This is a genomic window from Photobacterium carnosum (assembly GCF_002849605.1).
Taxonomy (GTDB): Bacteria; Pseudomonadota; Gammaproteobacteria; order Enterobacterales; family Vibrionaceae; genus Photobacterium; species Photobacterium carnosum.
This window is the reverse complement of the sequence record NZ_NPIB01000017.1, coordinates 60,249-71,975: the sequence shown is the minus strand read 5'-3', so window position 1 is coordinate 71,975 and position 11,727 is coordinate 60,249. Positions and strand designations below refer to the sequence as shown.

Here is an 11,727-nt window from a genome sequence, read left to right as displayed (position 1 = left end):
ACCAGAATAGAAAAAATATTAGTACATTCCAGAAAATCTCGCCAATAAGATTAAGAGACTCTTCATGAAAAAAACGCTACTAACAACGCTATTCATTGCAACAATATTAACAGGTTGTGCAAATTCACCCAAAAGTACAGCAGATCTGGTTAATTCATGGACAGTAAGTTCAATTGATGGTTATACCCAACCAGTTGACGCTTTACCTATCAAACCACAATTAACAATTAATAAAAACCTTAATGCCACCTATTCAGGCTGTAATACATTAACAGGTAAAATTCGCATTACCGCACAAGATATTACGACTAAAAATTTAATATCAACCCAAAAAATGTGTATTCAAAATGCACAAGCAACAGTCGATGGCTTTGTAAAACAAATGCTAACAGGCCCTTCTGATTTTTTAGTCAATAATAATACACTGATCTTAAGTTCAGATAATCATACGGTGACATTTAAGCGTGTTGTAAACAAATAAGCTTATTTTATAGCCCACAATAATTAAATAAGGATTGTGGGTTTTTTATAAAAAGCTATTGTGTCACTGATTTTACTAATAACTCTGTCACAATGCGTTTTAATAAAAAGGTTTCTCGCTCAATAGACATACCTTTTTTATCAGAAAACTGCATCGTATGTTCATTATGCGCTATCGCGTCAAAAATATTAATCCACACCGGCTTCATGCCATTTTTCTGCTCATAATCCTCTAGCTGTGTCGCGCCTAATTGAGCATCAATCTTACAGACATAACAAAATGATTCCATATGTACAATATCATACTCAGCCTTATGCCAAGGTCGATATTCTTCATATACGCCAAACGGTTCAATATCACGAACATTCATCGCACCCGTTTCTTCAGCTAACTCTCGAATTAAGCCTTGGATGTGATCTTCCCCAGCATCAATACCACCGCCAGGTAATGTATAGTCATGATAACGAGCTGTATATAACATCAATATATTGTCACCATTAAGCACAATTGCTCGTGTAGCTTGACGATGATATACCGTCAATGTGGGTGATTGAAGATCAAGCTTAGTTAAATCAGTATGTACTGACAATTTTAAAAAGCGCATCACGGATTACTCATTTATATTGCAAGCGAACATTCTACCGAACCCATCGCTAAAATACGAACCCTCGATATATGAAAAAGCCTCCATATCAGGAGGCTTTAAGATAGTAAGTACTTATTTACCAATTAAACAAATTATTGAAAAAACCTTCAACTTTATGTTTTGCTTTTTCGACTTTATCTTTCACTTTTTCTACTTGGCAGTTTTGTTTAAGATCACCGTGCGGATCCCAAATAGGCATTCGTGTTTTACCAATACAACTTGGAATATATTCACCATCTGCGGCAATATTATATTTTTCAGCTTCAATATTTGCGGGCTGTCGTAGTAATAATGGTTCAGGCTTACGGTGTTGAATATAATTAGTGTAAAGGCGTAATGCACCACTTGCACCCGTCAAATGGGTACCTTTGTTATCATCACGTCCCATCCAAACCGTTACGACTTCACGCCCATCGATACCAACATACCAACTATCACGGCCATTATTCGTCGTACCTGTCTTACCCGCTAAATGCGTATTTGGGAATAATTTATTCAACGAATGGGCAGTACCAAACTTAACCGTATCTTGCAGAGCAAACATTGTTAACCATGCAGCTTGCGATGGAACGACTTCAGCCGCTTTGGGCCAATTTTGATATAACACCTTACCGTTTTCATCAACCACGGCATTCAACGCTGTTAACGGAGCTAAATAACCTTCATTACCAATACCTTGATACATTTGTGCGACATCTAGCGGCGACAAGCTAATTGAACCAAGGAATAAAGAAGGTACTTGTGGAATATCTTCCCGTGGAATACCTAACTTTGTTAGCGTGTCGGTTACTTTATCGACCCCTACCGCCATACCAAGATTCACCGTTGGTACATTATACGATTTCGCCAGCGCAACAAATAATGGCACTTCACCACGATATTTACGATCGTAATTACGAGGACTCCATACCGCACCATCATGCATATTGATCGATAACGGTTGATCTTTTAATGACGTTGCCAGACTAAACTGTGCTGGATTTTCTAACGCACTGAGATACAACGCAGGTTTAATCACGGATCCGACTTGACGCTGTGCATTTATCGCGCGGTTATATCCTGCAAAACCAGGTTTATCTCCGCCGACCATAGCTCGAATTTCACCCGTAGTACGATCAACAATAACAACGGCAGTTTGTAAGTTCTTACCTGCCCGTTTTTGTATTTCAGGCATTATTTTAGCAACAGCAGCATCTGCTAATTTTTGAGATTGAGGATCAAGCGAGGTAAAAATACGTAACCCTTTACCTGCTTCAAATGCAGCCCCTGCTTTTTGTTCTAACTCTGTTTTAATCTGATCAAAATACGCCGGTTGGCGTTTAGCAAGTTGACCTTTTTCTTGAATATCTAATGGCAGTTTAATGGCTGCTTGATAAGCTTTTTCATTGATCTCACCATTTTTGTTCATTAGACCCAAGACGATATTACGACGTTCTTTTGCACGCTCAGGATGACGCCAAGGATTGTAATATGTTGGCCCTTTAACCATACCAATTAACAGAGCCAGTTGATCAACTCGTAATTCAGATAATGGACGATCAAAATAGTAACGGGATGCTAAAGCAAAACCATGAATACCATGGCCACCAAATTGAGCCAAATACACTTGATTCATGTAGGCATCGAGCACTTCTTGCTTGCCATAACGAGTATCAATAATGATCGCCATGTAAGCTTCTTTGAATTTACGCCAAAATGAACGCTGGCTACTTAAAAACATGTTTTTAGCTAACTGCTGTGTTAGCGTACTACCACCTTGAACAGTATGACCCGCTTTAATATTAGCAATAAATGCCCGCGCAATACCGACTAACGAAATACCATCATGCTCATAAAAATGGCGATCTTCTGTATCAATCAAACCAGCAACTAGTAGCTTTGGCATTTTATCTTCAGGCAAATAAATCCGCTGTTCGTCTGAATGTGCTTCTAACATTCCAAGCATCTTGGGATCTATATGTAAAAATCCCAGTTCTTTATTAGAATCTAAATCCATGATGCTCGTTATGCCGTCATTATTGAACGACACCGACACATGACGCGCCCCTTCAGGACCTTCTTTAAAATTAAACGGTCGACGTATAAAATCAACTTTCCAACCGTTAGCTGCATATTCGCCACTTTGATCAGGCCTCGCAACTTTTTGATATCCTAAAACGTTGAGTTCATTAACCAACGTATTATAAGTTATCGCAGCGCCTGGTTGTAATGCCATTTCACGCGCATAAACAACCGAAGGTAATTGCCATAATTGCCCAGCAAACTTAGCGCTTATTTGTTGATTTAAGCCATAACCTAGATAAGCCATACCAGCAGTACCAATTAATGTGGCACCAATTAAGGCACGCACAATCGCACTGCGTTTTTTCTTCATTTGAGGTACTTGAGAAGGTGATTGTTGATTATTTGACGTCATAAGCCTGTTCAATGTAATAAATTCGTCATTACTACCTTATATAAATAACGGTAGCAGCCAACAGATATTGGTGAAGTATTCACAAAATAATACCAGTGTCTACACACTGACTATAAATAGAATCAATATAACTTAATATATAAATTTGGTTGTCATCACGTTGTCAGATATTTTAGAGTGAATTTATCAGCTTGAGTTTTATTAGCCTTTTACTCATAAATACTCCAAAATACCCCACTTTCATCATTCGCCCAATGATCAATCCTGATCGGCGTCGTGGTATTTACGAGAAATTATATGCAACGTGACTACACCTTAAACTGCCTTTTAACCATGCCGCGACATGACTTAGAAGAATTTAGCCTTCGCGTAATTGGTCGTATGGTACCAGAAGATGTAATGCAGGAAATATTTACCTTTGATCAAGAAGAAATTGACAGTGACGAGCGTCTAAAATCAACCCAGTTTGATGCAATGCTACGAATGACTGCGATTGCCTTAGGAGAAGTTAATACTGCATTTTCTGATTCTGATAATGCCAAACAAAATAGCGAACGTATGATCCGCTTATTGCTATGGCATTTTTATGCGATCTCTTTTCAACTTGAAGAAGCGATAACGTTAGAACAGCACTGCGCTGAAGTAGAACAAATTCTAATGAATGCACCAGATAATGCTTTTGGTTGGGTTAGTGCCTTAACTGAATTATTACACCGTTATGCCACGTTGAGTGAACAAAAAAGTGAATCATAACGATTTGCTATAACCGTTTACTATAATAATAGCCGTTTAAATGACAAAAAGGCGTACCCATCTAGGTACGCCTTTTTTAATACTTAATTGCCGATCTTTTATCGTGAATTACACATCACTATTAATAATCGAAATCACTGTACTCCGGACTATCGAAACGCGAACGAGTTACACGACGTTTCTTCTTACCACGAGATTGCAGATCTAAATCCTGAAAATCATCTGCAAATTCAGAATTGAATTTTGATTTGCTGCCTTTGTGAAATTTTTGGTTTAACTTAGCCATTTGCGTTTCCTGAACAACATCCAGAGTAAATAATTATTAAAATAGAACACTGGCAATTGTAATGTTCTATTGTGGCAAAACAGTACTAAGTTGATGTAAGAAACATGACAGACAATCCGGTCCATAGTGCATTGTTCTTACCCTAGTAGTATTTTTTCTTAGACTAATTCAGGAATTAGCTCCCGTACAACAAGTTATTTTACTGGTAATGACAAATAATTCAAATCAAATGCTTTCGATCACATTATTGAACGGAACATCGACAATTGCATTGATTAATGCTTCTTTATCACTGCCTTCTCGCCACACTAAATAAAGGCTTTGTTCCATAATTGGAGCATCTTCAACAACATACAATTCGCCTAAAGCCGCACTACTTGCAACAACAAGAGAAGGGAAATAACCCACGCCACCATTTGCCAAAATATAATCTAATGCCATTTTACATGAATGAGTATGCAGTATGGGTGTACGTTGTAATTCTGGTATACGGCTGTGATCAACAGAAAAACGTGTACCCCAATCAAGATAAATTAACGGCATATCACGCACACTGTGCATATTACAATTAGGCTGATTGGTCACAAGTTGTAATTGATAATCACGTATTTTTTGTACATGTAAATTTTCAATTTTTGGCGGTTCACTAGTAATAAACAAATCAATACTTTTATCAAATAACCGTTTTGCCATTCCTTCTCGCTTCACTGATTCTAAACGTAAAGCAAGCCCTGGAACGGTGTCATAAATACGATTTATCCAAACTGAAATACCATCAAATTCCCAAAATAACGGCGATGCACCAATTGCCAATTGGGTATTTAAACTATCAGTTAATGCTACATCTTGCTTCGCACGTCCCCAAGTTTGTAAAATTGCTTCAGCGTAGGGCTGCAAACGCTCACCAGCAGCAGTCAGGTGCACATTTCCACGTTGGCGAGAAAATAGCGGATTACCTAATTGTGACTCAAGCTGGCGAATACGAAAGCTAACTGCAGATTGGGTCAAATATAAGTTATCAGCAGCGCGACCAAAGTGACGTGTTTTGGTAACTTCCAAGAACGTTTTAAGTAATTCAGTATCCACGGGGAAATTCTCAATAATAAGAGTGGGTTAAATAGAAAAAAACTGTGTATATAAGTCATTATATAGCGAATAAATTCAATGTTAATACTTTATGGAATAGTACAACCTATTATCGTTGAATATTCATCAAATATTTTTATCGTAACAACAAAAAACTATTGATTTACAATATTGCAAGTCTGGATAAATATCAGCGCAAATCACATCAAGGACTTTATGAATGAGAAGTGAAGGTAAATTTTACGACGATAAAAATTTCCCACGCGGCTTTAATCGCTCGGGCGTTTTTACTATTAGTGAAACCAGCGTATTAGAAAACTATGGACGTTCTATGCGAGCACTATTTGACGGCACGACCCAACCCATTGATGACTCTGAAATTCAGTTTTTAACTGAAGTTCAAGGGCAACAACAAGCGGTGTCTGAATTTGGTAAATGCTGGCTTAAATACCTAAACCATACCTCTCATAAAGCACGTAGTTATACATTGTGTATTTCACAACGAGCACATACGACGGGCTCATACGGTGATGATGATAGCGATAGTGGTACTGATAACGATCTCGATTATTAAGTAATACTTTTAGAAACGGATTTTCAAAACAATCGCCAACAAAATGAGGCCATCCCACTCTGTGTGATGGCTTATTTCTTTATATTAGCCTGTGCAATAATTTAACAGGCCACTTTTTTGGTATAGCTATGAAAATTTGTTTTGTTATGTATCCGTGGGAACGCGTTGAAGCAGAAAACGACTCTACTTTACGTTTAATTCATGAAGCCGCAAGCCGCGGTCACACGGTGGCCATTACAACACCGAGTAACTTAACCATGCGTGACAGTATGGCAATTGCTTTCTGTAACGTATTAAAAAAAGGTGAAGTCTCAAACAATATTCCAAGCTTCTACCGTAAAGCTGAATTTAATAACGCTGAGCTGCCATTAGCAGGATTTGACGTTATTTTTATGCGTGCTAACCCGCCGTTAGATACAATGGCACTGAATTTCCTTGATTCAGTACGTGACCACACCTTTATCGTTAATGATATTGACGGCCTACGAGTAGCAAATAACAAGCTTTATACTGCTTCACTACCCGATCCAAACAAAGAATTTATTCCTGTTACTCACGTGTCTAAAAACCGTGATTACCTTGAACGTGTTCTTGATGAATCACCTCACGAACGCATGATCCTTAAGCCACTTAACGGTTACGGTGGTAAAGGCGTGATCTTGATTGAAAAGAGCGCGAAATCAAGCGTGAAATCACTATTAGATTTCTACATCGGTGATGATCAGAACTACGTTATTATTCAAGACTACATTGAAGGTGCTGAGCAAGGCGATGTACGCATCATGCTGCTAAATGGTGAGCCTATCGGTGCAATGCGTCGCATCCCTGCAGAAGGCGATGTACGTTCTAATATTCATGCTGGCGGTCGCGAAGTAAAACACGTGTTAACGAAGCAAGAACTAGCACTTTGTAAACACATTGGTCCTAAGTTAGTTCGTGATGGTCTTTATTTTGTAGGCTTAGATGTTATCAACGGCAAATTAGTTGAAGTTAATGTTTTAAGCCCTGGCGGTATTACGCGTATTAACCGTTTAAACCGTGTCAAACTACAACGTAATGTGCTGGATTTTGTAGAGAGCGTTGTGATGGCTAAAGAGGTTGGTATCACCCGCAAAAATGATTTCCGAAAGGTAATTGCCGATGCTTCTTACTGAGTTAGAAATTGTAGAAAAAATACGTAGTCTTACTCCATTTGAAGCGCATCTTGATGATGGTAGCTTGATGATTCGCATTAGTGAATATCAACCTTACATTGCGACAGCAATCCATAATGGTCATCAATTGCGTCAATCACTGCAATCACAGTGTGCGTTAACAGAAGAAGAACGTTATTTCGAAGAAGATCCCTTTACAGGAGACTTCATTTCTTCATTGCCGATTGTATTGCAAGGTGAAGATTCACGTTATGAGTATGATCTCAATCGTGCACCTGAAAACTGCATCTATGACGACGCATGGGGAAAAAATGTTTGGTTAACGCCTCTTAGTGAGACTGAACGCGAAATAACCTTGGCTAAACACCAAAGTTATTACCGTATTCTACAATGCTTAGTAGAGACATTAGAGCTGCAATTTGGTTTATGTCTAATTTACGATATTCATTCATATAACTATCAACGTATTGATACAGCAACACCGACATTTAATGTCGGTACAATGCAGATTAATCGTCGTCGCTGGCGCAAAGAAATTGATGTCTTACTAGAAGGTCTTAACAATGTTGAGCTACCTAATATTGATGTCAACGCACTTGAGAATGATATTTTTAAAGGCTTAGGCTACCAAGCGAGCTTCATTAAACAACATTTTAAAAACACCTTAATTATGCCAATTGAGGTGAAGAAGATTTTCATGAACGAAGAAGGGGGTGAAGCCTACACACTCGTGATTGAAAAATTGAATGAATCAATGAAAACAGTGATCACTGAACATGCGGCATTTACGATCACTAAACGTACCACAGCCAAAGGGCTTACAGGTAGCGATGTATTAGCATCAAACCTTTCAAAAGAAGTACTTAATCTTGATCGTCAGTTGTATAAAATAGCAAAAGGTATCAATACCTTAAGTTATATTAATCCAACTAACTTAAAGCAAGAAAAAAGACGTTTTTTAAGTAAACCATACAGTTATCAGCCACAGTTTACTTATCGTCAGTTAGATTTAGATCCGTATAAGTTCCGTGAACAGCTTTACCGCTTACCGGTTGAAACTATTCGCGATGCTGATGTACAAAAAATGTACCGTAAAGTCATCGATCAGCTAGCCGTTCGTATTGATTTGCTTTGTAGTATTGGTACTGATGAATTTTTATATAATTCATTACGTTATTACGGCCAACCTGATGAGCGTGATATTGCTAATGCGAAATTTATTTTACATGCGTGTATATATAAAGAGCAACAGCCTGCAAACATCAGTGCTAAAGATGCAATAGAAGCATTTAAATTGGCAGCTGCTGATTATGATATTCCTTGTAAAGTAGTATCTTCGAAGCAGTTAATTGCTCGCGCAATGGTGAGTGGCAAAGTGATAAAGGTTAATCCAAACAGTCGCTTTACCCAAGGTGATTTGGATGCCTTGATCCACCATGAGCTAGGAGTTCACCTTGTCACTTCAGTTAATGCTGAACGACAACCTCTTAAAATTTTACAATTAGGCTTACCGGGTAATACGCATACTCAAGAAGGTCTTGCCATTTTATGTGAGCATTTATCTGGCAACTTCCCACTTCATCGCCTAAAAACATTAGCGTTACGTGTGGTTGCAGTCGAAATGATGGTCAATGGCGATAACTTTAATGACTGTTTTAATAGTCTACGTCATGATTATGATGTTTGTGATGATGAAGCATTTACCATTACAGCTCGCGCTTATCGTGGTGGTGGTTTTACTAAAGACTTCCTTTACTTGCGTGGCTTAAAAGATGCCATTCAGGCATATAAAACTGAAGACTTAACGTCATTATTCATTGGTAAAACAGGGTTTGAATTTAAGCCCCTACTTGATGAGTTAATTGAACGAGGAATTCTTAATACGCCAAGCTTTATGCCAAAAGCACTGGATATTAAAGCAGAGATTGATCCAGTGATAGATTTTATGCTGAAGTCTATTCGTTAACTTATGGTTATAAATCAATAATATTTTATTATTACGAATAAAATACATAAAAAAAGCGACCGTAATGGTCGCTTTTTATTAACTATAATATCAATTAATTACATTGGAAGACGTTTACTGTCAACACGAATAATGACACAAGTTAAAACAACTAAAGTAACAGCAATGCCGGCGAGTAATATAAACACACCATTCCAAGAATATGCCGTTTCAATCATTGCAATTGGCGCACCAGCCAGTGCCGCACCAATGTAAGTCACACCGCCTTTAAGACCAGTTGCTGCACCCGCACCATCCGCGTGAGAGGCTTCAATGATACCTAATGCAAACAGCATTTGTGGCGCGTAAATACCTGCACCAATGATAAAGAAACCTAGCGCTACAAGTAAGTAGCTCATATGGATAGTGAAAGCAACGCAAACCATGCCAGCAATCAATACAAAGCAGTAAATTAAAATTGTTTTCCAACGATCTGCACCAAAGAACTTATCAGAAATAATACCTGATGTCAGACCGCCTAAAATACCGCCCGCCTCAAACCAAGCTACTAATGAGTTAGAACGAATTAAGTCCCAATGTAGTACATCAACGAAGTAAACGCTTACCCAATCGCTTGAAACAGTACGGATCACGTAAATACATAAATCACCGCCAATCGCTAACCAAATAATAGGGTTAGTCAAAATATAGCGTTGAAACATTACCCACATTGTCAAACCAGCTTCAGAGCGCTTATTGATCTCTAGCTGTTTAGTATCATTACGCCATTCACCAACATTGGGTAAACCGTAATTTTCAGGTTTACCGCGCATCAAGATAGCGGCAATAACGGCTTGTACTGCGGTAATAGCGGCTGGCACATAAAACGCATAACGCCAGTTACCTGTGTAAGCAATCACAGCAGAGGCAATTAATGGCGCTAATGCACCACCAACATTATGCGAAGTATTCCAAAGTGAATACCAACCACCACGCTCAGATTTTGAATACCATTGGCTGATCGCTTTCGCAATAGGTGGAAAACCACAACCTTGGACAATAGCCGTTGAGCAATAGAGTACTAGCAACATCGTAACGCTGTTGGTCATACCAATCCCAACGTTAATAATCGCAATCACAACTAACACTGGAGCTAAAAATAAACGAGGATTAATTCTATCGGCTAAAAGGCCTGAACTAAATTTTGAAAGGCCGTATAAAATATAATAAATCGATGAGGCTAAACCAAATTGAACCATGGTCATGCCGAGATCTTTCATTAATAGTGGTGCAGCAGCAGCAAATGCTTTTCTTGAGATATACATCACAGTATAAGTTAAGAAAGTAGTAATAATTATCTGCCAACGAAGGCGTTTATAAGTCGCGTCTAGTTTAGAATTATTCATCAAATATGAGTCGTTCAAAGAGGGTGTTTAGAAAGCGCACAGCGTACTCTTTGATACAATTAGTTACAATTTAATTATTAGCTCATTATTTAAACATTAGTCTATTCATTTAACAATTAGATATACTAACCAAATTAATAACTTTATCCGCCAAAAATACAAATAAAACGAAGTAATAAGCTATAAATTATAAAATAACAGCATTTAATAAAAAGCAATAAATTACTACGCCTTATAGAAATTGACTCAAAAAATCTTATTTAAGTTAAAAACTAAAATATTCATTCATAAAAAAAACAATATCCCAACATCTTTACCTATTAAATAACAACGACTAACGGTAATTATGCGATTATAAAATAATAGTCAATAAAAAAGGCAGTATTCACTGCCTTGTATATGTAATAGCGATCACAACTTAATTTGCAGGAACAACACGCGTTGTACGCCCTTGCTGGTAAATATCAACACGCTGACCAACGCGGAAGATCATATTAGGATCGACCTGCTGCACAACAGCAACAGTACGGCCACTCTCTAACTTAATCACAATATTAACACCCTGACGTTTACCAACGGCATCACCCGCAGTATTACCTAAAGCTCCCCCCGCTAATGCACCACCAATTGCGGCAATATCAGAGCCTGAACCCCCACCGATTTTCGACCCTAAAATACCACCAATAGCTGCACCAGCAAGCGTACCAATAGTACTTTCACCATCAGAGCTCATTGTTACGGCATCTAGTTTAGTAATTGTCCCAGTCGAAACCGTTTGCATAGTGCGAGCTTCACCAACATTATATGCATCACCATAAGGGTTTTGAGCACAACCCACGACACCTAATGACAACATCATCGCTACCGCAACCATTACTTTCTTATTCGCTATTGATTTATAACTCAAGACAACCTCCTACTAGTTTAAACGTAACTTTACTTATTAAGTGTGGCTGTAAATTTAACATTTGCCACATCTT

The 11,727-nt window shown here is 38.1% G+C and carries 11 protein-coding genes; 5 read left to right on the top strand and 6 right to left on the bottom strand.

The annotated features are described in order from the left end of the window. Positions 1-64 precede the first annotated feature (64 nt). A complete protein-coding gene (locus CIK00_RS13775) occupies positions 65-481 on the top strand; it encodes an META domain-containing protein (protein ID WP_101769412.1) in 417 nt (138 codons plus the stop codon). Between the two features lie 55 nt (positions 482-536). Here the strand turns inward: CIK00_RS13775 and CIK00_RS13770 are convergent, their stop codons facing one another. Both CIK00_RS13770 and mrcB read right to left on the bottom strand, forming a co-directional pair. Beyond that, positions 537-1,085, bottom strand: coding sequence for an NUDIX hydrolase (locus tag CIK00_RS13770; protein WP_101769411.1), 549 nt, complete (start codon positions 1,083-1,085; stop codon positions 537-539). A 118-nt stretch (positions 1,086-1,203) separates the two neighbouring features. Continuing rightward, complete coding sequence (gene mrcB / locus CIK00_RS13765; protein WP_101769410.1) at positions 1,204-3,543, bottom strand: penicillin-binding protein 1B; 2,340 nt, start codon at positions 3,541-3,543, stop codon at positions 1,204-1,206. A 297-nt stretch (positions 3,544-3,840) separates the two neighbouring features. Between mrcB and CIK00_RS13760 the strand changes: the two genes are divergently transcribed. Continuing rightward, entirely contained in the window at positions 3,841-4,296 is a 456-nt protein-coding gene (locus CIK00_RS13760; protein WP_101769409.1) for an exoribonuclease R, read from the top strand. 121 nt (positions 4,297-4,417) lie between these two features. On the opposite strand, the gene CIK00_RS21330 is transcribed toward CIK00_RS13760, so the two are convergent. Both CIK00_RS21330 and hdfR read right to left on the bottom strand, forming a co-directional pair. Continuing rightward, positions 4,418-4,582 (bottom strand): hypothetical protein, encoded by a 165-nt coding sequence (locus CIK00_RS21330; protein WP_162836320.1) that lies wholly within the window; start codon positions 4,580-4,582, stop codon positions 4,418-4,420. Positions 4,583-4,807: 225 nt separating this feature from the next. Then, the gene (gene hdfR, locus CIK00_RS13755; RefSeq protein ID WP_101769408.1) at positions 4,808-5,668 is read right to left on the bottom strand and encodes an HTH-type transcriptional regulator HdfR; all 861 of its coding nucleotides are present in this window, start codon (positions 5,666-5,668) and stop codon (positions 4,808-4,810) included. A 220-nt stretch (positions 5,669-5,888) separates the two neighbouring features. On the opposite strand from hdfR, the gene CIK00_RS13750 reads away from it, so the two are divergent. From CIK00_RS13750 to CIK00_RS13740, 3 genes are all read left to right on the top strand, one after another. After that, positions 5,889-6,242, top strand: coding sequence for a MaoP family protein (locus CIK00_RS13750; RefSeq protein ID WP_101769407.1), 354 nt, complete (start codon positions 5,889-5,891; stop codon positions 6,240-6,242). 128 nt (positions 6,243-6,370) lie between these two features. Then, complete coding sequence (gene gshB / locus CIK00_RS13745) at positions 6,371-7,396, top strand: glutathione synthase (protein ID WP_101769406.1); 1,026 nt, start codon at positions 6,371-6,373, stop codon at positions 7,394-7,396. Next, positions 7,383-9,362, top strand: coding sequence for a flavohemoglobin expression-modulating QEGLA motif protein (locus CIK00_RS13740; RefSeq protein WP_101769405.1), 1,980 nt, complete (start codon positions 7,383-7,385; stop codon positions 9,360-9,362). The genes gshB and CIK00_RS13740 overlap by 14 nt, the downstream gene beginning before the upstream one ends. A gap of 98 nt (positions 9,363-9,460) precedes the next feature. On the opposite strand, the gene CIK00_RS13735 is transcribed toward CIK00_RS13740, so the two are convergent. Then, positions 9,461-10,747, bottom strand: coding sequence for an MFS transporter (locus CIK00_RS13735; protein ID WP_101769404.1), 1,287 nt, complete (start codon positions 10,745-10,747; stop codon positions 9,461-9,463). Positions 10,748-11,165: 418 nt separating this feature from the next. Then, positions 11,166-11,621, bottom strand: coding sequence for an outer membrane lipoprotein (locus CIK00_RS13730; RefSeq protein WP_101769434.1), 456 nt, complete (start codon positions 11,619-11,621; stop codon positions 11,166-11,168). Positions 11,622-11,727: the final 106 nt, after the last annotated feature.

Bases quoted from the DNA above. Each gene is read 5' to 3' on its own strand.
- CIK00_RS13750 (WP_101769407.1), top strand. From the start codon at position 5,889: ATGAGAAGTGAAGGTAAATTTTACGACGATAAAAATTTCCCACGCGGC.
- CIK00_RS13735 (WP_101769404.1), bottom strand. From the start codon at position 10,747: ATGAATAATTCTAAACTAGACGCGACTTATAAACGCCTTCGTTGGCAG.
- CIK00_RS13770 (WP_101769411.1), bottom strand. From the start codon at position 1,085: ATGCGCTTTTTAAAATTGTCAGTACATACTGATTTAACTAAGCTTGAT.
- gshB (WP_101769406.1), top strand. From the start codon at position 6,371: ATGAAAATTTGTTTTGTTATGTATCCGTGGGAACGCGTTGAAGCAGAA.
- CIK00_RS13760 (WP_101769409.1), top strand. From the start codon at position 3,841: ATGCAACGTGACTACACCTTAAACTGCCTTTTAACCATGCCGCGACAT.
- CIK00_RS13730 (WP_101769434.1), bottom strand. From the start codon at position 11,621: ATGGTTGCGGTAGCGATGATGTTGTCATTAGGTGTCGTGGGTTGTGCT.
- CIK00_RS13775 (WP_101769412.1), top strand. From the start codon at position 65: ATGAAAAAAACGCTACTAACAACGCTATTCATTGCAACAATATTAACA.
- mrcB (WP_101769410.1), bottom strand. From the start codon at position 3,543: ATGACGTCAAATAATCAACAATCACCTTCTCAAGTACCTCAAATGAAG.
- CIK00_RS21330 (WP_162836320.1), bottom strand. From the start codon at position 4,582: ATGGCTAAGTTAAACCAAAAATTTCACAAAGGCAGCAAATCAAAATTC.
- CIK00_RS13740 (WP_101769405.1), top strand. From the start codon at position 7,383: ATGCTTCTTACTGAGTTAGAAATTGTAGAAAAAATACGTAGTCTTACT.